At 49.6% G+C, this 24,449-nt stretch carries 16 protein-coding genes; 7 read left to right on the top strand and 9 right to left on the bottom strand.

Annotated elements, in window-relative coordinates; translation table 11 throughout:
* The first annotated feature begins 34 nt into the window (after positions 1-34).
* Together MYF79_RS31910 and MYF79_RS31905 are read left to right on the top strand one after the other, a co-directional pair.
* Positions 35-4,543, top strand: coding sequence for a chemotaxis protein CheB (locus MYF79_RS31910; protein WP_247811856.1), 4,509 nt, complete (start codon positions 35-37; stop codon positions 4,541-4,543).
* 77 nt (positions 4,544-4,620) lie between these two features.
* Positions 4,621-5,436 carry a hypothetical protein gene (locus tag MYF79_RS31905; RefSeq protein WP_247811855.1) on the top strand — a complete coding sequence of 272 codons (816 nt, stop codon included), beginning with the start codon at positions 4,621-4,623 and terminating at the stop codon, positions 5,434-5,436.
* 98 nt (positions 5,437-5,534) lie between these two features.
* On the opposite strand, the gene MYF79_RS31900 is transcribed toward MYF79_RS31905, so the two are convergent.
* From MYF79_RS31900 to MYF79_RS31865, 8 genes are all read right to left on the bottom strand, one after another.
* Complete coding sequence (locus MYF79_RS31900; protein ID WP_247811854.1) at positions 5,535-8,681, bottom strand: efflux RND transporter permease subunit; 3,147 nt, start codon at positions 8,679-8,681, stop codon at positions 5,535-5,537.
* 31 nt (positions 8,682-8,712) lie between these two features.
* Positions 8,713-9,018, bottom strand: a complete 306-nt coding sequence (locus tag MYF79_RS31895) for a DUF190 domain-containing protein (RefSeq protein ID WP_247811853.1) — start codon at positions 9,016-9,018, stop codon at positions 8,713-8,715.
* 43 nt (positions 9,019-9,061) lie between these two features.
* Positions 9,062-10,072, bottom strand: coding sequence for an efflux RND transporter periplasmic adaptor subunit (locus tag MYF79_RS31890; RefSeq protein WP_247811852.1), 1,011 nt, complete (start codon positions 10,070-10,072; stop codon positions 9,062-9,064).
* A 2-nt stretch (positions 10,073-10,074) separates the two neighbouring features.
* A complete protein-coding gene (locus MYF79_RS31885; RefSeq protein WP_247811851.1) occupies positions 10,075-11,331 on the bottom strand; it encodes a TolC family protein in 1,257 nt (418 codons plus the stop codon).
* Between the two features lie 213 nt (positions 11,332-11,544).
* Complete coding sequence (gene xseB, locus MYF79_RS31880; protein WP_247811850.1) at positions 11,545-11,754, bottom strand: exodeoxyribonuclease VII small subunit; 210 nt, start codon at positions 11,752-11,754, stop codon at positions 11,545-11,547.
* A complete protein-coding gene (xseA, locus tag MYF79_RS31875; protein WP_247811849.1) occupies positions 11,729-13,168 on the bottom strand; it encodes an exodeoxyribonuclease VII large subunit in 1,440 nt (479 codons plus the stop codon). Before xseA ends, xseB begins: the two co-directional genes overlap by 26 nt.
* A gap of 62 nt (positions 13,169-13,230) precedes the next feature.
* Entirely contained in the window at positions 13,231-14,574 is a 1,344-nt protein-coding gene (locus MYF79_RS31870) for an NAD(P)/FAD-dependent oxidoreductase (protein ID WP_199653498.1), read from the bottom strand.
* A gap of 67 nt (positions 14,575-14,641) precedes the next feature.
* Positions 14,642-16,480: an ABC transporter ATP-binding protein gene (locus MYF79_RS31865; RefSeq protein ID WP_247811848.1), complete on the bottom strand. Its 1,839-nt coding sequence runs from the start codon at positions 16,478-16,480 to the stop codon at positions 14,642-14,644.
* Between the two features lie 108 nt (positions 16,481-16,588).
* Here MYF79_RS31865 and MYF79_RS31860 point away from each other — a divergent pair, with 108 nt between their 5' ends.
* The gene (locus MYF79_RS31860; RefSeq protein ID WP_247811847.1) at positions 16,589-16,783 is read left to right on the top strand and encodes a hypothetical protein; all 195 of its coding nucleotides are present in this window, start codon (positions 16,589-16,591) and stop codon (positions 16,781-16,783) included.
* A gap of 523 nt (positions 16,784-17,306) precedes the next feature.
* Here MYF79_RS31860 and MYF79_RS31855 read toward each other — a convergent pair.
* Positions 17,307-18,242: a helix-turn-helix transcriptional regulator gene (locus MYF79_RS31855; RefSeq protein ID WP_247811846.1), complete on the bottom strand. Its 936-nt coding sequence runs from the start codon at positions 18,240-18,242 to the stop codon at positions 17,307-17,309.
* A gap of 102 nt (positions 18,243-18,344) precedes the next feature.
* Between MYF79_RS31855 and MYF79_RS31850 the strand changes: the two genes are divergently transcribed.
* The 4 genes from MYF79_RS31850 to MYF79_RS31835 all read left to right on the top strand — a co-directional run bounded on the left by MYF79_RS31850 (position 18,345) and on the right by MYF79_RS31835 (position 24,386).
* On the top strand, positions 18,345-18,626 hold the full coding sequence (locus MYF79_RS31850) for a hypothetical protein (RefSeq protein ID WP_247811845.1): 282 nt from the start codon (positions 18,345-18,347) through the stop codon (positions 18,624-18,626).
* A gap of 268 nt (positions 18,627-18,894) precedes the next feature.
* Complete coding sequence (locus tag MYF79_RS31845) at positions 18,895-20,544, top strand: GH39 family glycosyl hydrolase (protein ID WP_247811844.1); 1,650 nt, start codon at positions 18,895-18,897, stop codon at positions 20,542-20,544.
* 304 nt (positions 20,545-20,848) lie between these two features.
* Positions 20,849-23,296 carry a glycosyl hydrolase family 95 catalytic domain-containing protein gene (locus MYF79_RS31840; protein WP_247811843.1) on the top strand — a complete coding sequence of 816 codons (2,448 nt, stop codon included), beginning with the start codon at positions 20,849-20,851 and terminating at the stop codon, positions 23,294-23,296.
* 244 nt (positions 23,297-23,540) lie between these two features.
* Positions 23,541-24,386, top strand: coding sequence for an aldo/keto reductase (locus tag MYF79_RS31835; protein ID WP_247811842.1), 846 nt, complete (start codon positions 23,541-23,543; stop codon positions 24,384-24,386).
* The last annotated feature ends 63 nt before the right edge of the window (positions 24,387-24,449 follow it).

Genomic DNA, 24,449 nt, shown 5'->3' with positions numbered 1-24,449 from the left:
TGAAAATGGTTATTTCATTTTCAATAATCATCGGATGAAGAAAGCGAATTACATAGTAGCCATAGGAGCCTCTGCCGGTGGATTAGAAGCCATTCATGAATTTTTCGATAACATGCCGGAATACGGCAACCTTTCGTTTGTTATCATCCAGCATCTATCCCCCGACTATAAGAGCCTGCTGGTGGAGCTTGTCTCCAAGCATACCAATATGCAGGTAAGAGAGGTGGAGGAAGATATGGCAGTTGAAAGTGACTGCATATATGTTATTCCTAATAATAAGGAGATCATTATAGAACAGGGGCGCCTGCGGCTTTTGCAAAAGCCGGCTGAAAAAGCGCCCAATACAGCTATCGATACGTTCCTTTTCTCACTGGCAAAAGATAGGGGCCGTTCGGCCATCTGTATCATCCTTTCGGGAACAGGTACCGATGGTACCCGGGGCGCCGCTGCCATTAAAAAGGCGGGGGGAATGGTGATGGCGCAGGATCCGGGCACTGCCAGATTTGACGGTATGCCACGCAGCGTGATCAGTGCCGATGTTGTAGATTATATTCTCGCCCCGGAATTTATGCCATCAGAAATATATAATTATATCCAGGATATGCCGGTGGAGGTGTTTAACGGCAAGATTGACGAACACCTGCTTACGGAAGTTTTCCAGCTGGTGAAAGAGCATAGCGGGCAGGATTTCAATCATTATAAATCTCCTACCATCATGCGCCGTATTGCCAAAAGAATGGCGCTGCTGAACTTAAAGAACCTGGAAGAGTACCTGCAGTTGCTGCGGCAAAGTGAGGAAGAAAGTAAAACGCTGGCCAGGGAATTCCTGATCGGCGTTACCTGTTTTTTTCGTGACAGGTCAGCGTTCCAGTACCTGAAGCAAAACATACTCAGCAAGCTGGTGGAGGGAAAGGAAGAAGGCGATATCCTGAAAGTATGGGTCACCGCCTGTAGCACGGGGGAGGAAGCCTATACCCTGGCAATATTGCTTGATCAATGCCTGCAGGAACAGAACAAATGGCTGGACATAAAGATCTTTGCTACGGATATTGACAGTAATGCGATTGAATTTGCTGCCAAAGGCGTCTATCCCGCAACTATTGTGAAAGATGTCGATGCCGCGCTCCTGAAGAAATATTTCATAAAGGAAGAAAAGCATTATCTGATCGCTCCGCGCCTGCGGAAGCAGATCGTCTTTGCCCGCCATAATATATTAAAAGACCCTCCCTTTATAAAGAATGACCTCGTTACCTGCCGCAACATGCTCATTTATATGGAGCCTGTGCTGCAAAAGCAGGTGCTGTCTTCCCTCCATTTTGGGTTGAACGCAGGAGGTTACCTGTTCCTGGGGCCCAGTGAATCGGCCTCGCTGATACGCGGAGGATTGGAAGAAACACACCAGAAATGGAAGATCTACCGGAAGACCGACAATACGCGTGGCATATTGCCCGACAATCTTTACAGCCCATTGGAATATATACGTCAGACCCGTGAGATGCGTGGTAACGCCAACGGCCGTCTGGCAATGGCGGAAAAGAAAATGAATGGCCTGCTGGAAGAATTCCGGGATGTGATGGCCGAGGACTTTGGCTTTGCCGCTGTCTATATCGACAAAACATACGAGATCCGGGAAGCGATAGGGAACTATAAAAAATACCTCTCACTGCCCGAAAAGAAGCTGAACCTGAACCTGCTGAAGATGGTGCCGAACGATCTGTCCATGACGCTGAACATCGCGTTGAGACAGGCCTGGGGCGCAGATAAAAAAGCGGTGATGAAGGGCGTGAAGATCAATACACCTGAAGGCACGAGGTTTGTAAACCTGCTGATCAAACCTTCCAATGGAAATGGCGGTGACCAGCAGACCCTGATAGTATTCAACGAAGATCATGACAGGGTAAACATACCCGGAGAAATACCCGATACAGCGCAGCAGCCTGCAGATATAAAAGATCATATTATGTCGCTGGAGGCCGAGCTGAGTGAAACCCGCACGAACCTGCAGATGGCGATAGAAGGACTGGAAACCTCCAATGAGGAATTACAGTCCAGTAATGAGGAACTGCTTTCCGCCAACGAAGAGCTGCAATCCAGTAACGAAGAGCTGCAGTCGCTCAATGAAGAACTGCATACCCTGAACACGGAACATCAGCTGAAAATAAAGGAACTCCAGTCGCTCAACGACGACATGGACAACTATTTCCGCAGTACTGACATCGGGCAGGTATTTGTTGACGTCAATCTGCGCATCCGTAAGTTCAATCCGGCGGCCATAAAAATGATCAACCTGATACCTTCAGACATCGGGCGCCCTATTCATCACATTTCTACCAATATCCTGCAGAACAGTATGATAGATGATATTCATACCGTGATCAGGCAAAAGAAGATCATGGAGAGAGAGATGATGCTGAGCAACGGGAATATGTACCTGATGAAGATCCTCCCTTACATCCGCCAGGATAAGCAGACGGATGGCGCGGTGATCACCTTCGTGGATGTTACTGCCATCAAAGAGCTGGATATGCTGCTGAAGGGTGTTTTCAACGCCAGTACCAGCGCGATACTGGCCTTTAAGCCAGTGCTCAGTGAGGCAGGGGCAGTGGCCGATTTCAGGTTGCTGGCCGCTAATAGTGAAGGGCTGCGTTTCCTTGGAAAGGATGTGGAGATAAAGGATCATCCGTCAATGAGACAGGCCTTTCCCGAACTGCTGGAACAGGGCCTGTTTGAAAAATATACCCATGTGATGGATGATGGCTCGCTGATGCGTACGGAGTTCCATATGGAGCGCAATCAGCAGGACTATTGGTATGAAATGTCGGCTGTAAAGACAGAGGATGGCAATATTGTGATCACCTGTAGTGATGTGACAGAAAAGAAAGAAGGAGAGAACCGGCTGCGGAAAAACTATAATGAACTGGTACAGGTAAGGGAAAGCCTGCGCAATCTGAATGCCGACCTGGAAAATAAAGTGCTGGAAAGAACCCGTGAGCTGACAATGAGTGAAGAGCGTTTCCGCCTGGTGTCCAAGGCTACCAACGATACGGTCTGGGACTGGAACCTGCTCTCCAATAATGTATGGTGGAGTGATAACTTCTACGCGCTATACGGTTTTGACAAAAAAGGTACGAACAGCCGTAGCTTCTGGCTGGAAAACATACACCCGGACGACAAGGAACGAGTGCATAACAGTATAACCCGGGCCGTTAACAGCAAACAAAGCCAGTGGTCGGAAGGCTACAGGTTACGTCGTGCCGATGGCAGCTATGCATATGTACTGGACCGTGGTTACCTGATGCTGGACACTAAGGAAAAGCCTTACAGGATGCTGGGATCTATCATGGATGTAACCAGCCTGCGTGATGCAGAAGAACTGGCAGAAGTGAACAGGGAGGAAAAACGCTTCCTGGCAGAATCAATACCACTGATACTCTGGACGGCCGATCAGATGGGGGTGGTGAACTTTGTGAATGAGCAGTTTATCAGCTATACCGGCAGGTCCCTGCAACAACTGCAGGAAGAGGGCTGGAAAAGTGTGATCCACCAGGACGATATGGATACCTGGGCGGAGAAATGGATGCAGGCCGTTAAGAATAAGGAAGACTTCTCCATGGAAATGCGTATCAGGCACCAGGAAGGAAGATATGACTGGTTCCTGCACAGAACGCGGGTGCAGAAAGGCAGGGACGGCACGTCCACTGTACTGGTGGGTACCAGCACCGACATCAACGAGCAGAAGATGGCCGCCGAGATCATGGAACAACGTATACAGGAACGTACCCTTGCGCTGCAAAAGGCCAACCAGGAACTGGAAAGCAGCAATGCAGAATTACAACAATATGCATTTGTTGCCTCGCACGACCTGAAAGAACCGCTCCGTAAGATCCATATGTTCGGGAATATGCTGAAGGAACGTTACCAGGAAAATATGGAAGATAAGGCGGTGGACTACCTGAACCGGATCATCAGTTCCTCCTCCCGTATGACAAACCTGATCAATGACCTGCTGCGCTTCTCCCGCCTGTCGCAGACAAGTTTCTTTGAACAGGTGAACCTGGAAGTGATCATAAAGGAAATACTCTCTGATCTTGAAGTACTTATACAGGAAAAGAATGCAAAGGTCACTGTTGGTCGCATGCCGGTCATTGAAGCAGTACCGGGGCAATTAAGACAGGTGTTCCAGAACCTGTTAAGCAATGCGTTCAAATTTTCCGCTAAAGATGTGCAGCCCATTATCAGCATTACCGCCAACCGCATTAAAGAGAAACGGTTTGAAAGTGAGGCCGATCCGGAAGGCCCGTTTGTATGCATCTCTATATCAGACAATGGAATAGGCTTCGATGAAAAGTACCTGGATAAAATATTTGTGCTCTTTCAGCGTTTGCATACGAAAGATCAATACGAAGGTACCGGCATTGGCCTGGCAGTTGCCCGCAAGATCATCGATAAGCACAATGGTCTGATCACAGCGCACAGCCGTGAGAAGCAAGGCGCAACGTTTACGATTATCCTGCCTGTGAAACAGGACCAGCCAGCCGGTTAGGTTATTCATCAAGAAAAAGTATATATATAAGGGAATAGTCGTTAATTTTGAGCGCTATTTCAAATTAATACCTAGCCATGACAAAAAGAGTATTATCCGTTTTATGCGGCATTGTTGCTTTCTCATCTGCTTTCGCTCAAAACAAAAATCTCGTCGGTGTAGCACCCTTTAAAAGTGCCGGTAAGACCGAATATGTAACGGCCATACAGGACGCTGTATATGATGCTACCCTGAGACTGAGAGGGTTCTCTATGATAGAGAAGAATAAACTGGAGCAGATCAAGACAGGAGTAGGACAGGCGAATCCCGATGCGGGTGCCCTGGCACAGGCAAAATCTTTAGGCGCACAATATATCATTACCGGTAACATATTGAAAGCCAACGTAGAAACAAAACCATCCAACCTCCCTCTGGGGATCACCAATATCAATGTATCTGAGCTCCTGTTCGATGTTGCTATTGTAGATGTGAACAGCGGTGAAGAAGTGGCCTCCAGCAGGTTCACCGGCGCAGGCAGGGGTAAAGCTGCTTTTGAAGATGCACTGAAAGGACTGGAGCCTGAAATAGATAAATTCATCCGCGATAACATGAAAACTGCTGTTTCTATTGCCCAGATAGAGGAAAAAAGCAGCAATGGAGATGCCATCAGGGTATTGATCGTTGCGGGCAGTTTAGCGGGGCTGAAAGAGCAGGATGAGTTCAGGGTTTACGAAGTGACCGATCTGACCGTAGATGGTAAGAAAATGCACAGAAAAAAGACCTTAGGTAAGATTGCAGTAGCGAAAGTAGAAGATGAGAACTTCTCTGTATGCCTGGTAAAAGAAGGCGGAGCAGACATCGCCAAGAAAGTGGAAGCTGGCGCCAGGCTGAAATGCGAGATCATCACCGACTAAGTTATCATCACCCCGGATAGTCGTTTTTAAAGATAAAAGGAAGGGCTGCACGATCAACAGATCGGCAGCCCTTTTTTGTTCACCCTGTCCTATATTCTTTATTCCAGTTCTTCGTCTTTTACCACCTGTTTAACAGCCCTGTTCCTTTCTATCCACCAATACAGGGGAGGTATCAATAAAGGGGCGAAGAGCAGTGTACTGGTCAATCCGCCTATGATAACTGTTGCCAGCGGGCGTTGCACATCAGAGCCGATGCCGGAAGATGTAGCTGCCGGAATCAGGCCGGCTATTGCAACGATGAGGATAGATAACAAAGCACTCAGCTGCTCCCTCGAGCCCATTAACACACTTTGTTGTAATGTCTGGCCAGGCCTTATACGCAAGCGGTTGAATGCTGACACCAGCAGTACGCCGGCCATTACCGAGATACCAAAGATGCTCACAAACCCTACGCCTGCTGATACGTTGAAGTGATAACCACGAATGAACAGCGCCACTATACCACCTGCCATTGCAAAGAAGATACAGCTTACGGTTACGAAGGTCTGCGGCATATTGCGGAACAGGATGAACAATACCAGGAACACCATGATGATGGTGAGCGGAATGGTCATTGACAGCTGCTTGCCCGCACGCTGGAGGTTCTCATACTGGCCGCCGTATATAATGCTGTAACCTTTCGGAACGTGTAGGTGGCTGTTGATCTTCTGATTGATCTCACTCACAAAGCCACCCTGGTCGCGCCCGCGGATGTTGGTACGCACCGTCACCATACGTTTGCTGTTATACCTGTAGATATTCGTCTGGCCCTGTACATAAGAAATATCTGCCAGCTGGCTCATAGGAATGAGCTCTCCTGTGGCGGAAGGTACCTGCAGGTTCTTCACCGATTCAATCGTGCTGCGTTCTCCCGGCAGGTAGCGGATAACAAGGTCATAACGTTTGGTGCCATCGTACAGCGTGGAGATGGCCTTGCCGCCAATGGCCGCTTCGATCATGCTCTGAATATCGGCTACGTTAATACCAAAGCGGGCCGCATTTTCACGGTTGATGTTGATGGCGATCTGCTCTGAAGGACCTTCCTGTTCAATGTTAACAGATTCCGAGCCCTTCGTCTGTTTTACGAGATTAGCAATAGTATCTGCCTTGGCCCGCATCATTGTCAGGTCGTCTCCTACAATGGAAATGGCCAGATCTGCCGCACTACCCGTCACGATCTCCATCACCTGGTCGATGATCGGCTGGCCGGAAGAGAACTTCACGGCAGGCATCGCTTTTTCCAGGTCATGCCGTATGTTGGTGACCAGTTCCTTTTTAGAGATAGTATCGCTCCACAGCTTATAGTCTTTCAGGCCTACCAGTATCTCATTACGGTTGGACGGGAATGGATCTGTACCATCGTCGTTACGGCCTGCCTGTGTGATCACAAATGAGATCTGCGGATATCTGGCAATCACCTCCCTGATCTTCGGAGAATACTTTGCATTCTCCTGGATGGTGATACCTGCGGGGAAGTTCCCCCTGAGGAAGATAGAACCTTCGTCCAGTTCCGGCAGGAACTCAGACCCCAGGCTGCCACCCAGTAATATGAGCAGTATAACGATGGAGAAGCCGCTTAGAACAGCCGTTTTAGGCCATTTCATGACGCGGGCCAGCACCCGTGAGTATTGTTTTGAAAGAAAGTCAAGCACAACGTTCCTGTGCTCCTTCATTGGTTTTTCCGTATTGCTGAATGCTTTCCTGAAGGCGAAAGAGATCAGTACGGGTATGAGCGTCAGCGCTGCCAGCATAGAGCCGATCACGGCAAATGCCAGTGTCAGTGCCATGGGCGAGAATAGTTTTCCTTCCACACGCGTCATCAGCAGGATAGGCATATATGCCAGGATGATGATAGTTACAGAGAAGAATATCTCACGGCCTACTTCCTGTGAGGAACGTAATGTGAGTGCGATAATACCTTTCTTTTTCTCTTCCGGCGATGCCGTCCGGTAGGTGCGTATGAGATGTTCCGCCATTACACAGGCCCCATCTACAATGATACCGAAGTCAATGGCGCCGAGCGACAAAAGATTTGCCGGTATGCCCGTAAGGCGCATCAGTATGAATGCAAACAGGAGCGAGAAGGGAATGGTCAGCGCTACTACCAGTGCGCTACGCAGGCTGCCCAGGAAGAAGATCAGGATGATCACAACGATGGAGACGCCTTCCAGTAAGGTATGGCCCACCGTTTCGAGTGAATGATCTATCAGGAAGCTGCGGTCATAGAGTGTATGCAGGTGTACGCCTTTAGGCAGTTCATTCTGCTCCAGGTCCTGTATACGGTCTTTCAGGAGTTTCAGCACTTCACTGGGATTCTCATATCTGCGAAGCAGCACAATACCTTCCACACCGTTGCTGACATTTGTTTTGGTGGCATTGATGGTATAACCCATTACACCGCTGGGCGGGGGAGGCGCTACTTCCACGGTGGCTACATCTCCCAGGTAAACAGGCATGCCATTGGCGGCTTTCAGCACAATGTTGCGGATGTCCTGTTCTGTTTTCACAGCACCCAGTCCGCGCACGGCAAAGCCCTGCTCTCCACGGTTAATGATGTTACCGCCGGTGTTCTGGTTGTTCTTTTGTACAGCGTCAATAACATCCTGTAAGGTCAGATCGTACTTGCGCAGTTTGTCGGGGGCGGTCAGTATGTGAAACTGTTTAAGCGGGCCACCGAAAGTGGTAATATCTGCAATGCCGGGTACCTGGAGCAGGGCGGGTTTGATGACCCAGTCCTGCAGGTCGCGGATCTCTGTAGGCGTAAAGGAAGGCGGTGCTTCCACCACGTAGCGGAGGATCTCTCCTACAGCTGTGGTAAGCGGCGCCAGTTCCGGCGATACGCCATCGGGGAGCTCTGCACCGGCCAGCCTTTCATTGACCTGCTGCCGCGCAAAATAGTCGTCCGTACCATCAGTAAATGTAAGCTGTACCACGCTCAATCCAAAGATGGTGCGGCTTCTGCGGTCCAGTACATTGGGTGTGTTCTGCAGTGCCCTTTCTATCGGAATGGTAACCTGCTGCTCTACCTCTTCTGCAGCGCGGCCGGGATATTGCGCTACAATGATCACATTGGTATCGGCAATGTCCGGGTATGCTTCTATTTTCAGCTGGGTGAAGCACCAGTAACCGATGCCCATCAGGCCAAGGCCCATCAGGATGATCACCCATCTGTTTTTAAGAGAGAATATTAAAAGATTGCGAATCATTACAAGTGAATTTCAATCAAGTCCTGAAATGTTATACCTCAAACCTTTCTACCTGGCTGGTAACGATGAAGCCACTGCTTACCTGCCTGCGTAAAGCAGTGAGTGCGTTCAGTACCTTTTCATCCTGATCAATGAAAATGATCAGCATAGGTGGTTCGTCAAAACTGAAAAGACTATCCGGCCTTTTCAGCTGGTGGTGTTCTCCGAAGCCGATCACACCACGGAAGGCAGTAGCGCCGGCGATGTTCTGCTTTAGTAAGAACTTTATGATAAATTCATATAGCGGTTGTGAACCGAATACTTCGTCTTTATCTATGAATATCTGTGCCTGTAACATGGGGCAATATTGTTAATATGAATGATTGGTTGAACAGTTGTGGTTAATATCCGAAGCTCAGTCCTTTCAGTTGCATCACGCCTTTCACTACTACATACTCTCCGTTCTTCAAACCGCTGTATACGCCAATACGGTCGCCTATCTGCTGACCGGTGCGTATTTCTCTTCTCGTGAAAGTGTTGGGTGCTGTTCTGACGAATACGTAATTCTGTCCATCGGCGGTTACCAGTGCATCCCTGCTGATGTTGATACCGTTACTGTCGCCATGTACCTGGAAAGTAACACTGGCAAACATACCTGCACGGATGTCGTTGTCCGTTGTGTTCAAACGGATACGCAGCTTGATCATGCGTGTAACATCATCTATCACATCGGCAATGTCTTCTACTTTACCATTGTAGGTATTGTTAGGAAATGAAGACAGTACGATGGAACAGGGAGAGCCTTTTTTCACATTGCTCAGCTGGTTTTCAGGAATATCGCAGATGATGTAAGCGGTGCCGGGAGTGGCGCTGCGCAAAGCTTCCGGGTTAAAGCCGGCGGCTTTCAATCCTGATTCATGCTCTATCAGTTGCGTTTTCTCATTGGCCAGGTTGGTCTGTTCGATAGAGAGTTCAGACTTTGCCTCCAGGATATCTTTTCCGCTGGCAGCACCATGATCGAAGAGATCCTGGGTGCGGTCCAGTTCTACTTTCTTCTGTTTGATGTTGACTTCCTGGATATGATTGATGTTGATCTGATGCTGGATGAGCTGTGAATAATCGCTGGTCAGCTGCGGATCATCAAACAGTACGATGTTCTGACCGCCTATATCTGAACGCAGTACAGTGGCTGCTACCTTGGCGGGTGCATGCAGTGTACCGCTGAGTGTAGAATCGCCCACAGGTTCTACTGTAAAGAAGCTGGAAGACGCCGTATCAGGAAAAGAGATCTGTTGCCCGTTGCCGGTAATAACGGGAGATGGATCTCCGGCAACAACTGTTTCCTGTGTTTTATGCCTGCATCCTGCCAGGAGGAGGGAGGCGGCTAAGAAATATCCGGTAATGCGTTGCATAATTACAATTGGTTTATAAGGCCGGTAGCGAATAATAATTGTATATAACTCTGATAGTATGCCTGCAGGGAATCGTAATACAGCAGGCGGGTGTCATACCAGTTGCGTTGTGCATCGAGAAAGTCGATGATGGTAGTACCACCACGCAGGTAGGCATACTTCACATTGTCGAGGATCTGTTGCGACTGTTGCAGGATACCTGTGTATTTCTCCATATTCCTTTTCTGGAGCTGATAGGTATTGTAGGCAGTCACCACTTCGGTCTGCACCTGCCGCTGTGTGGCAGAGAGCTCCTGTTGCGCCTGTTGCTGCAGTATATGCGCCTTTTTGATCTCGCCCTGGTTCCTGTTGAAGAAAGGCAGGTCTATTGTACCATAGAAACCGATATAGGGGACCGAGTTCTGTGGGTTGTATATAAAGCCTATTTCAGGTTGTGGTACAGCTAATGACTGTTGATATTTTGCGTTGCTGTTACGTTCATCGATGGTGCTTTTGGCGAGTACAACATCGGAACGGTTCTCCATGGTTTGAGAGATCAGGCTGTCCAGGGTCTGCGAGGGCGTGATGGTGAGTATCTCGCTGGCCGTATCGATGTCCATGGGAGTAGTATTGCCTGTCAGCAGTTGCAGCGTTTGCAGTTCGTTCTGGTAGTCCTGGTAGAATTTACTCAGCTGCAGGTTGTATTGATCGAGCAATACTTTTGTGCGGATCAGGTCTGTCTGTGTGATGACCTGGTTCTTGTAGCGCAGCTGATTGATCTGCACCAGCGTATCGAGGTTCTTTTTGCTCTCGTTGAGCAGGGCCAGTCTTTTCTTCAGCACCCAGCAATTGATCCAGCTGTTGCCTACATCGAGGGAGAGGTTGCGTACATCTTCCTGGTAGGTATTGCCGGCCACCGCAACATCCTTATCGGCTGTCTCGATCTTGTACCTGCGCTGGTTAGGCCATTGAATGGGCTTTGTAACCTGGTACCATACCTGCCTGTTCTGGTTGGACGACCACCTGGTATTGGGCGCGAAATGGTCAGAACGGACCAGTTGCAGGGTCTGATTGTTCAGTGTAGGATTGGGGCGCAGTTTTGCTGTGGTCACATCCGCCTGTGCGGCGCCGATGTTCATAAACCTGGCTTTCAGCACAGGACTGTTTGTTCTGGCGGTGTCTAGTGCCGCCGATAATGTGTAGCTGGTTTGGGCGGTAGCAAGGTTCCCGATACAGGATATTGCCATCATTGCTACAGCCAGGACGATCGATCGTTTCATGAGATACTGTTTGTCCGCTAAAGAATTCAGGACAAAGGTCAAGAATGGCAGCGGGTGATAAAACGTCCGGGATTGATTTTAACCCGTTTTTAATCAAAATATTAAAACCTTTAAGGCGGCTTAAAATGGGGGGAGCGGGGCTGTAATAAAGGAGGGGAAGGAGATTGGCTGCGGCGGTGTATTGATAATAGATGCCGCCGCAGCTTAAAAAGCTTAAAGCGGTTTGTCTTCCATTTGCTGGATAATGTTCTCCACTTCTGCCTCTGTTGCCCTTAAACGGGCCTGACAGAAGCTGATTAATTCAGAAGCGCGTTTCACTCTTGCCGCCAGTACATCGACAGAAACGGACTCTGTTTCTATCTCCCTGGCTATCTGTTGCAGTTCCTTATAGGCTGCTTCATATGTCAGATTCGTGTCCATCATTTGTTGTTTTTGAAGTAACGGTGGCATGCACACCTGCATCTGCCATCTGAACCGTGATCTCGTCTCCCGGCGACAGCTGTGCGGCGCTGGTGATGATCATTCCTTTATGCTGTACCATGGCAAAGCCTTTCTGCAATAAAGCAACAGGGCTCATGATGCGGACCACCGTTTCGTGATGCAATAGTTTTTGCTGTTGTTGTTGTAACAGTTTACGGGCATATACCTGTATATCCTTGCGGATGTGGGATAGTTCCTGTAAGCGGCTGGCGGTGACCTGCCCGGGTTTGGCCAGCAATTGCCCGGAGAGCTGCGCCATGGCCGAACGATGTTTCAATAACAGGTGCCGGGCACTTTGCGGGATGCCCTGCCGGTTACGGGCCAGTCCCTCTTTATAGTCTGTCAGCAGGTTGCGCGACCTGTTGATAATGCCCGTATGCAGGGAGGAGAGTTGCTGGTGTTTGTCTTTCAGCATCTGCTGCATGCGGATGATAATATGCTGCTGCTGTGTGAGCAGGGCTTCTTCAAAGCTGCGGTTATGTGCAATGATCAGTTCTGCTGCACGCGTAGGCGTTTTTGTGGCGGTATGCGCCAGCATGTCTGTAATAGTTTCATTCTTGTGGTGCCCGATACCGGTAATGACCGGCACCGGAAAGCCTGCTACTGCTTTCCCCAGTGGGAACTGATCGAATAACAGCAGGTCTGTCTGCGCGCCGCCACCGCGGATGATCACGACGGTATCAAATTGTTTTCCGGAGTTCACGATCGCTTCCAGCTGCATACACACCTGGGCCGCATTCGCTTCTCCCTGTACAGCGCTGAAGTAATTTTCTATATGGAAGATATAACCGTAGGCGTTTGATTGCAGCGTATGCATGAAATCCTGGTAACCTGCAGACGATGCGGAAGAGACAACAGCGATGTGTTGTATAACGGGATTAAGCCGAAGTGCTTTATTGCGCGTCATATAACCCTCGGGTGTTTTACGCACGATGTCACTGCACTCGTTGAGGAGGCGCTGCAAGGTGGCCTGTTTCTGTTGCTCCAGCAATCCGATGGTGAAGCTGGTATCGATATCCAGCAGCGAGAGTTTTAAGCCGTAAACGGGGTGATATTCCACGGCAACCCTTACCAGCACATGCATATCATTGCTGAAGCGCTGACCGGTAACGCTCTCAAATTCTTTGATGCGGTTACTGCCATTTCCCCAGGCGCTGGCGGAAATTTTCGCGTTAAGCTGGTGACTGCGGGCATCTTTTTCAACGAGGTCGAAGTAGTGGTATCCTTTAGCGGGGTAGAAGGAATGGCTGGTAACATCTGCCACCACCCAATAGCTCTGGCCCGAAAAAGTATTCCTGATAGTGCCTTGTATGCTGGCCGCCAGTTGTGATAATGTTATGTAGTTTCTTGTATCCAAAGCAGGCACAAAGGTACATAAAAAGGGCCTCCCGAAAAGGCACTGGTGCAGACGCGATTATGTTAACTGCCCACCTGGTTTTCGGCAAAGACGGTTTTACTCTTTTCATCGCCCTTACGGATATAGGGCCGGATAATAAGGCGGTTGCCTTTATCGAATGTGAATAAGTTCCAGGCCCAGTTGGCCAGCACCAGCAGTTTATTGCGGAAGCTGACAAGGAAGTTGACGTGTACGAACAACCAGATGAGCCATGCCAGCCTGCCACCCAGGTGAATATCGCCGGGAAGATCGGCTACAGCCTTGCCTCTTCCTACGGTAGCCAGTGAACCTTTATCGAAATATTTGAAGGGCTTCACCGTTTCATTCCTGTGTAGCGCAAAGAGGTTTTTGGCAACATATTTTCCCATCTGGATAGCAGGTTGCGCCACCCCGGGATGCCCCCTGGGATAATCTTCCAGTTTCATCAGCGCAATGTCGCCGATGGCGAATATATTGCTGCTGCCAATGGCTCGGCAGAAAGGATCTGTAAGGATGCGGCCCCGTTCTGTCCATTCTTTTGGAATGCCTGGCAATACTTCTCCCATTACACCGGCACTCCAGACTACGAAGAAAGATTTGATCTGTTCTCCGTTTTTCAGGGTAATGGTTTCTCCATCATAATCCTGCACCATCGCGTTCAGCTTAATGATAACACCCATCTTTTCCAGGTACCGCTGGGCGCGGGCGCTCGATTTAGGATGCATGGGCGGCAGTACCCGGTCCATGCCTTCCAGCAGGTAGATCTTCATCTTGCTGAAATCAAGAACTGGATAATCTTTCGGCAGTACATACCTGCGGAGCTCTGAAAAAGCGCCTGCCATTTCAACACCGGTAGGGCCGGCGCCGACCAGTACTATGTTGAGCATATGTTCTTTCAGTGCGGGATTGGCATTCAGGCTGGCCCATTCGAAGATCTGCATAAGGTGGCTGCGCATATTCAGCGCATCGGGGATGGTCTTCAGCGGCAGTGCAAAACGCTGCATGTTCTCGTTACCAAAATAGTTTGTCTTAGCGCCGCTGGATAAGATCAGGTAATCGTATTGCAGTGAGCCGGCAGAAGTATTGATGGTATTGGTGAGCGGGTCGACAGAAAGGACCCGCAACATTCTGAAGTGGAAATCTTTCGTATTATGGAACAGGTTGCGCAATGGTCCGGCAATAGCGTCGGGCTGCAAAGCTGCTGAGGCCACCTGGTATAGCAGTGGCTGAAAGGTATGGTAGTTATGCTTGTCAAAGAGCACTACCTGGAACTTGTCGTCAGGGAGGTTCTTCGCAGCGTTCAATCCGCCAAAGCCAGCGCCCACGATCACTACACGGGGTTTGGTAGTGGGGGGTATATTAAGGGTAATCTGCCTCATTTGTTCCATAAACCAATGATTTATATGTACAAAGGGCGGCCCAAAAACCATGCCCCCGCAGTGTGCGCCAGTCTTGTTACACTTCGGGAACCGGCTTCACATCTGGCAGGGATGCAGTGCCCGACAGGGAGGTCCCGATCCGGGTAATGTCTTCTGAGACGGCAGGAGATGTGCTGCGGCGTTCGCCTATCTGCTGGCGCCACATCGCGTAATACAGGCCTTTCTGATCCAGCAGTTCCGGGTGTGTCCCTGTTTCCACGATCCTGCCTTTTTCGAGCACATAAATGGTGTCGGCGTGCATTATGGTGGACAACCTGTGTGCGATGAGTATATTCAGCTGTTCCCTCCTGGCGGAAATGTTGCGGACGGTGTCTGTGATGGCTTCTTCTGTCAGGGAGTCCAGCGCCGATGTAGCTTCGTCGAAGATCAGCAGGCGGGGATTGCGTATCAGTGCGCGGGCAATGGAAACTCGCTGTTTTTCTCCTCCTGAAAGCTTCAGTCCGCCTTCTCCAAGCTTCGTATTCAGTCCTTCGGGAGAGCGGGCCAGTAACTGGGTACAGGATGCTTTATCGAGGGCTGCCATCATCTCTTCATCAGTGGCATCCGGTTTCACGAACAGGAGGTTGTCTTTGAAGGTTCCGGCAAAGAGCTGGGTGTCCTGCGATACAAATCCGATCTGCCGGCGCATCTGGTTATAACGGATGTCGCCCGAAGGGATCTCGTTGAAAAGGATCTCGCCGGAAACGGGCTGATACAATCCAAGCAGCAGTTTTACCAGGGTAGATTTACCTGAGCCGGAAGGACCTACAAATGCGATCGTATCTCCTTTTTTGGCACTGAAGCTGATACCATCCAGGGCGTTCACAGTAGCCGTCTGATGGCGGAATACAATGTCTGAGAAGCGGATCGTTTCCAGCGGCCCCAGTTCCACAGGGCTGGCAGGGCGTTCTTCCACCGGCTTGTGCATCAGCTGGTCAAAGAGCAATAAGGAACTTTCAGCTTCCCGGTAAGCCAGGATGATGCTGCCCAGCTCCTGCAGGGGGCCGAAGATGGCCGTTGCAATGAACTGCATGGCGATCAGTTCCCCGGGACTAAGCACTTTACGGAAGATGAGCCAGAGCAGGATAAAGAGTATGGATTGCCGCAGGAGGTTCAGGGTAGTACCCTGTACGAATGAGAGCATCCTGACCTGTTTTACCTTCTTCATTTCCAGGTCATAGATATTCCGTGTAAAGGTGCGCAGGCGGCGGACCTCCGGGAAAGTGAGCCCCAGGCTTTTGACGAGTTCGATATTGCGGAGCGATTCTGTAATGGAGCCCGACATCTTCAGCGTTTCCTTGTTGATAGCCCGCTGTATCTTTTTTATTTTTCTGCTCAGCAGTCCGGTAAGCGTTCCCAGTATCAGCACACCTATAAAGAAAATGGGCACCAGGGCCCAGTGTTTGGTGATAGCGTACCATATCAGGAAACCTATTCCCACGAGGGAAGAAAAGAGGATATTGATGAATGCATTGAAGAAACGCTCGGTATCGTTGCGGACTTTCTGCAACAGCGCAACTGTTTCGCCACTACGTTGCTCTTCAAATTCCTGGAAGGAGAGTCGGAGCGTCTGTTTCAGTCCGTCGTTGAACACCTGCATGCCAAAGCGCTGTATGATAAGCCGCATGACGAAGTCCTGCAGGGCTTTTGCCAGCCGGGCCACCATGGCCACGGCAATGGCTACTGCCAGCCAGAACAGCACGCCTTTCAGCAGTTCGTTTTCCGTTCTGTTGCCGGGATGCAGCGCATATTTGTCTATGATCTTCCCGAAGATCATGGGGTCTGTCATCATCGCCACCTGGCCTATGCCGGCCAGTAAGAGGGACAGGGCAATCGTCCAGCGGTGGGGACGCATATAATTCCAGAAGATCTTCATGCCGGGGTGAGCACAAAAATTACACCATGAGGGGGTGGAACGTCTATTTGGCAGTACCTGGTGGCACCGGAAGGCATGCAATTTGTATCAGCTATTGTAAAACTTGCTATGGAAAAGCGGATTATCGGCATTATACTGACATTTCTGGGTATTGCCGGCCTGATACTGGGCGCTTTGAATTTTATGAACAGTACAGGGGCAACCAGAAGCGTGAAGCAAATTCTCATTTATTCCATACTGGGGGCTATCTTCTTTTTTGCCGGGATAGGGCTGATCAGAAGTACAAAGGACAGGCCTTCCTGAATTGACCTCAATACTTGTTCTCTATCTTCTGTGCCTGTTCTGTGCTGGTTCTCTCCTGGTGAATACATTACCCCTGGAACCCCGGGCTCCCCGGGGCACCCATGATTTGGGCATCGTCCGTCCCGGAACCGGGGTCCCGGGGTTGTCACCCCGGGCTACAAACACGTGGCCCCTGGCGGGGCCTATTGCGTTTTGCTGATCGTATCGAATGGCGATGGTTGGCATGCGCGATACCATCCCATGATTGGGACATCGTTTCCGGGTTCCCGGGGTTGTCACCCCGGGCTACAAACACGTGGCCCCTGGCGGGGCCTATTGCGTTTTGCTGATCGTATCGAATGGGCGATGGTTGGCATGCGCGATACCATCCCATGATTGGGACATCGTTTCCGGGTTCCCGGGGTTGCCGCTCCGGGCTACAAACAGGTGGCCCTGGCGGGGCCTATGGTGTTTTGTTAATGATATCGAAACGGGTGAACGATTGTTCTCTGAAAGGGGGCGCTGGCAAGAAAGGAATAAGCGATTAATTTTTGAGCGTCCCGGGCAGTATATTGTACTTTCTCTTAAATGCGGCGGCAAAATGTTGGGGGTGTTGATAACCGACCAGTTCAGACACTTCTCCCACTGTCTTCTTCTCATCGAGCAGCAGTTGTCTGGCTTTCTCCATGCGTACATGACTGAGGTACCCAAAAACGGTATGACCGAACAATGCTTTAAATCCCTGTTTCAGTTTCTTTTGATTGATGCCTACCTGGTTGGCCAGGAAGATGATGGAACAGTCGTCCATAAAGTGTTGTTCCAGGTAATGCCGGGCTGCATGCAGCCGCTCTATGTCGGCTGAGCGAAGCTCAGTCGTACAGGGCGTATACTGGTCGAAACCGCTTGCCTGCAACAGGAACAGCTCTATGAGCTTCGCTTCCAGGAACAACCTTTTCATTTGACCGGTATAGGTTGTGTTGCTCATTTCGGCAATGATCATATGCATCTGTGGAGTAATGGCCATCGAATGTCCCGGCCACAGGTGATGGCGGGGCGTCTGCAATTTTTCGGAGAATTGTTGCAGAAACGGGCATTCTTCCGTCACCAGCGATTCAAATACAGAACGGGAAAACTCCACCTCAAAAAAGGCGCTTTTTTCTCCCGGAAACAGCGTGTATTCCCCCTCCAGGTCATGTTGATAGAAAAGACTTTGTTCATTGGTGTGCATCACGTAATGTTCTCCTTCATATGACACGCCTGATCTGCCCTGTAGTTTGAAATGCATCTCCACCCTTTCTCCCGGCAACTGCATAGGCATATGATACTCTTTATCAGCCACATAAGAATACCACAGCATACGGGCGTCTCCCATGCTGATCTCCTTATAGCTGATCTCCGGACCTGCTGTTTGTTCCCGGGTATACAGGCGTCTGGTTTCAACTATCTGATGCTTAGGATATAGTGGCTGTACGATGTTCATAAGAAAATGCAGGTTTGGCACTGTTTGCGGCTATAAAAGTTCCGTTTGCGTTAGCAAGGTGAATATACCGATGCGGAACTTTGCGTAAAAATAAAGTTATTTATGAACTACGGACAGCCACATGGCGTATTGCTTTTCTTTGACAAAGGAAGGAACTGGTCGCGGGAGGACAGAAAAACATACCTGGCGGCCCAAACGGAATTTTATACGCAGCTGCAGCAGGCCGGAAAGGTCCTGCAAACCGGTCAGCTGGTACATGAAGAAGGACTATTTGTCTCATTATCAATATCATCAGATACAGAGTTGTGCACTATACTGGCCAATGACCCTGCAATCGTGGCAGAGGTAAGCCAAGTTATTCATGCTGTTCCAGTTACGTTCTGAAAATATCCTGGCCCCATTATTTGCATTTATCGGAAACATAGAGTAATTTGTACATATGTGTGTTGTATTCAATGAATTGCGCAACCGCGTTGCGTATTTCATAAAATGCCGTACATTGTAAATCAATAGTTGTCTGATAGCAGAGCAAAATTTTATCAATCAAAAAAGGCTTGTATCCCCGGAATATTAAAGTGAGCAGTGGCACGATATGAAAAACAAGCGGCCGGTTTCAGGGGACAGCTACATATTTTTAACTAACCCTTACCTCATGGAAAGACGTAATTTTTTGAAGCAGGCAATTGTTACAGCTGCCGGCAGTGCATTGTTGCCAGGTTTCGTTTCGGGCCGCTCCTTCTGGGAAGAACAACAACCGTTGTTGATTGACACCAAAGTTCAGGGACGTACCTTTTCTCATTTCTGGAGTAAATGTGTAGGCGCAGGCCGCGCTGGCGAGGTATTCCGTCCGGGTTCTCCATGGCTGGAACAACTGCAGTTCGCAAAGAAATATTGTGGCTTTGAATATTGTCGCTTCCATGGGATCTTTCACGATGATATGTCCGTATACCAGGGCGGTGTGTACAACTGGTTAAGGGTGGACGATCTTATCAACCGCATCCTGAAAGCGGGCATGAAACCTTTTATCGAGCTCAGTTTCTTTCCCAAAGAAATAGCAGGGGGAACAAGTACAGCTTTCTGGTGGAAAGCCAATGTATCGCCTCCGGCCGATTTTTCGAAATGGGCGCAACTGGTCACTACTTTCACAAAACACTGTATAGAAAAATTTGGTCAGGCTGAAGTCAGCACCTGGTATTTTGAGGTGTGGAATGAGCCTAATCAGAAGGCCATGTGGGATGGTAGCAGAAGCCAGTACTTTGCTATGTACAAGGCCACTGCTCAGGCTATCAAGGCCGTATCGCCAGACCTGAAAGTGGGTGGGCCTGCCACCAGCAATTTTGTGGGCGATGGTCGCTTTGACGGGGAAACAGAAGATAAATCAAAGATACTCACAGGTAGTACAGACGATCTGGACAACCTGCCATGGAAAGGCGTATGGATACAGGAATTCCTGGATTACTGCAAACGTGAGCAGGCGCCTGTGGATTTTATTTCCACGCACCCTTATCCTACCGATTTCCCCTACAACAACACTAAGGGCCGTACCCGAGGTGTAGATGCTACATTGAAAGATCTGCAATGGCTGAGAGCTGTGGTCGATAAAAGCGCCTTTCCGAAGGCAGAGATCCATCTCACAGAATGGGGCACCAGCTCGTCCGGCAGGGATGCTATGCACGATGCATTACCACCTGCAGCCTATATCATAAAGGCGAATGTTGACAGCATCGGCCTGGCTAATTCGCTTTCCTACTGGTCGTTTACAGACTGTGGAGAGGAAGGCATCGGCGGACAGGGATTTTCCGGTGGATTCGGATTGCTGAACTACCAGGGCATTGCTAAACCCTCTTTCCATGCTTACAGGATGTTGCATGCATTGGGCGATGAACTGCTTTACAATAAGGACGGTATTGTGGTGACACGCCATAAGAGCACACAAAAGCTGACCACATTGGTGTACAACTATCCCGCTGCATTGAAAACTGCGCCGCCTTTCAGCGCCGCCGATGCGGTGGATGGCACCCTCAAACTGGGAGAGCCGCGTAACTTCACGTTTAAGCTCATGAATACAAATAAAGATGCCCGCTTTAATGTGGAGATACTGGACAAGGAGAACGGCAATGCGCTGAATGCCCTGAAACAGGCCGGCAACCCTGATGCACTGGCGGGCGATCAGCTGAAAACAATGCAGCAGATGGCCATGGCCGTGAAGGAAGAACAGGTGCTGTCCAGCAATGTGGGCGTACTGCTCATCAGCAAAATATTGCAGCCATGGGATGTGATGCTGATCGATGAAACGGCTTAGTTAGTACTGATGAGGCCCGGCAAAGGCATAGCGTCACAACCCCGAACGAATTGTTATCTCCCGCCAGAGGGCTGTCTCTGTGCCAGCCTGGCACAAAAACTTACAGGGGCAAGGCCCCGAAGTATTAACCCACCGGCAGATGTGCGGCAACCGGTATTTTGTGTGTTAATATTACAGTTATTATTACAGGCGGTTTGCATTCATAGATCATCATTTGTAATTTGCTTTCCTGTATTATATACCCCAGCCATGAACTGTTCACAGGCATGGCTGATCTTTTATAGGTCTAACACATTATCCAGTTATGAAAAAAATAACCCTGCTTGTACTAGGAGGCATCTTTCCGCTTTTATCCTTTGCGCAACAATCATTGAAATTATGGTACCGGCAGCCGGCCGGCAATATATGGACAGCGGCGCTGCCCGTAGGGAATGGCCGTCTGGGAGGTATGGTATTTGGGAACCCCGCCGAAGAGATCATTCAATTGAATGAAGGCACCGTCTGGACAGGTAGTCCTAACCGTAATGACAACCCCGAAGCGCTGGAAGCTATGCCGAGGATCAGGCAGCTGATCTTCGAAGGCAAACAGAAAGAGGCCCAGGACCTGGCGGCAGAGAAGGTCCAGACGAAAACTTCCAACGGACAGATGTTCCAGCCTGTAGGTAGCCTGCACCTGGTATTTCCCGGTCATGAGCAGTACCAGGATTATTACCGGGAGCTCGATATTGACAAAGCGATCGCAAAGACCACCTATACAGTGAACGGCGTACAATATACCCGGGAGGTATTTGCTTCAGTACCTGCGCAGACCATCATCGTACGGCTGAGCAGCAGCAAAGCGGGTACACTGAACTTCTCCGCTTATCTGAGCACGCCGCAGAAGAATGCCGTTGTAAAGGCAACGAAAAACGATCTTACGGTGAATGGTATGACAGGTGGTCATGAAACGGTGGAAGGAAAGGTGAAGTTCAACGGTATTGCAAGAGTGATCGCCACCGGCGGCAACGTAACTACCGGAGATACTGCTGTCACTGTGAAGAATGCCAATAGTGCATTGATCTTTATATCCATGGCTACCAATTATGTGAACTACCAGGATCTTAGTGCCGATGAGGTGAAACGTGCAAACGCCTATCTGAACGCCGCTGTAAAAAAGCCTTATGCCACCTTGCTGAAAGAGCATACTGCTGCCTATCAACGTTATTTCAACCGTGTAAAGATCGACCTGGGTACTTCTGATGCCGCAAAGGATCCCACTGATGTACGGCTGGCCAATTTCTCAAAGACGTTTGACCCCCAGTTTGTGTCGCTTTACTTCGAGTTTGGCCGTTATCTGCTGATATCCTGCTCGCAGCCCGGCGGACAACCCGCTACCCTGCAGGGCATCTGGAACGCAGAAATGACGCCGCCATGGGATAGTAAATACACTATTAACATCAACACCGAAATGAACTACTGGCCGGCAGAAAAGGACAATCTGCCGGAAATGCATGAGCCATTGATACAGATGGTCAAAGAGCTTTCTGTAACCGGCCAGGGTACTGCCCGCATGATGTATGGGGCCCGCGGATGGGTAGCTCATCACAATACAGACCTTTGGCGTATTACAGGCCCTGTGGACAAGATCAACTGGGGTATCTGGAGCATGGGCGGCGCCTGGCTGGCCCAGCATCTCTGGGAACGCTACCTGTATAACGGCGATAAGAACTATCTGGCAGATGTATATCCTGCTATTAAAGGTGCGGCACTGTTCTTTGTAGACGATCTTGTAGCAGATCCGAAACGCGGTTACCTGGTAGTGAACCCTGGTCATTCGCCTGAAAATGCACCGGCTTCAAGACCCGGCGTTCACATGGATGCGGGTTGTACCATGGACAACCAGATCGTTTTTGATGCACTGAGCGCGGCTATCAATGCTGCCGGCATCCTGGGGAAAGATAAAGCCCTGGCTGACACTTTCAGCACGGTGCGTAAGCGCCTGCCGCCTATGCAGATCGGGCAGTACGGACAATTACAGGAGTGGATCGATGACCTGGATAATCCTAAGGATGAACACCGTCATATATCACATTTGTATGGCCTCTATCCTTCTTCCCAGATCTCTCCCGATCGTACGCCATTACTGGCCAGTGCCGCTAATACAACCCTCATACAACGTGGGGATATCTCTACAGGATGGAGTATGGGTTGGAAGGTGAACTGGTGGGCAAGGTTACGGAATGGCGATCATGCGCTGAAACTCATCACGAACCAGTTGAGCCCTGTTGGTAAACAGGGCGGCGGTACTTATACCAATCTTTTTGATGCACATGCACCTTTCCAGATAGACGGGAATTTCGGCTGCACCTCCGGTATTACCGAAATGCTGATGCAAAGTCATGACGGCGCAATCTATGTATTACCGGCGCTTCCGCAGCAATGGAAAACCGGTAGTATAAAGGGCCTGCGTGCAAGAGGCGGGTTTGTGGTGGAAGACCTGGTATGGCAGGACGGGAAGATCACTAAACTGGTGATCAGGTCTACATTAGGCGGTAATTGCCGTATCAGAAGTAATCAGCCTTTGAAAGGGACGCAGGCTTTAACAAAGGCAAGCGGAGAGAATAGTAATCCTTTCTACCAGGTAACGCCGGTGGCTGAACCCTTAATACATACTAAAGATGTAAAGCCCCTGGAATTTGAGGCAACGAATCTGTATGATGTGCCTACTGAGAAAGGGAAAGTGTATGTGTTTACGGCAGGATCTGAAATTTGAAATTCATAAGAAAACATTTGCTTTTGCTAATCGCTGCCTTTTATAAACAATTCACCTTTGTGTCGGAGACAGCACAAAACGAATATGCAGAGCGTCTCCAGCTCCGGGTATTTACTTATTAAAGTAGCCAGTGCGGCATCAGGCCGGGTACGTTTATTGATGCGCATAGCAGGTTGAATGCTGAAACGCATCAGCTTACCGCATTATCATCATATTTCAGAATTGATTATTAAAACATAAGAAAATGGCAACAAGCACAAAGAATCTGACCTTCAGCTTGGGAGGCCAGCTTGAGATCAACCGTCTTGGTTACGGGGCAATGCAATTGACAGGAACAGGCGTATTTGGAGAGGTGGCTGACCGGGAGAATGCGAAGAAAGTACTGCAGGCTGCTGTAGCCGGCGGTGTCAATTTTATCGATACAGCAGAAGCATATGGGCCAAAGTTTAATGAATCATTGATCGCAGACGCACTTTACCCTTACAAAGACGACCTGGTGATCGCTACAAAAGGAGGCTTTAATCGTCCCGGTCCCAATCAGTGGGTACCCGATGGAAGCCCGGCTTTTATCCGCGAGAATATTGAAGGTAGTCTCAAACGTTTAAAGGTCGATACCATCGATCTCTGGCAGCTGCACCGTTTCGATCCCAGGGTACCCGTGGAGGAAACGCTGGCACCCGTTGCAGAAGCTGTGAATGCTGGTAAGATCAGGTATGTGGGCTTATCTGAAGTAAACATTGAGCAGATAGAACAGGCAGAAAAGGTATTACCGATCGTATCTGTGCAAAATCTCTACAACCTGGGTAACCGGCAGTGGGAAGAAATTGTGGATTATACTGCTGAACGTGGGCTGGCATTTATTCCATGGTTCCCCCTGGCTTCCGGTCCGGATACACTGGCAGATAAGATCAGCCAGATCGCGGCCCGGCACAATGCCACAACAGCGCAGATCGCGCTGGCCTGGTTGCTGAAACGCGCGGATAATATCCTGCTGATTCCCGGTACCAGTTCCGTAAAACACCTGGAAGAAAATCTGGCTGCGGCTAATATAGAGCTGAGCGACGAAGAATTCGAACAACTATCAAAGTAAAGCGTTCCTGGTTGTGTGGAAAGCTGTTTCACCCCGTTACAGACGGCGTGAAGCAGCTTTTTA

It is taken from the genome of Chitinophaga filiformis (assembly GCF_023100805.1).
GTDB lineage: Bacteria > Bacteroidota > Bacteroidia > Chitinophagales > Chitinophagaceae > Chitinophaga > Chitinophaga filiformis_B.
The sequence above is the reverse complement of the archived record's forward strand: the minus strand, read 5'-3'. Positions and strand labels throughout refer to the sequence as shown.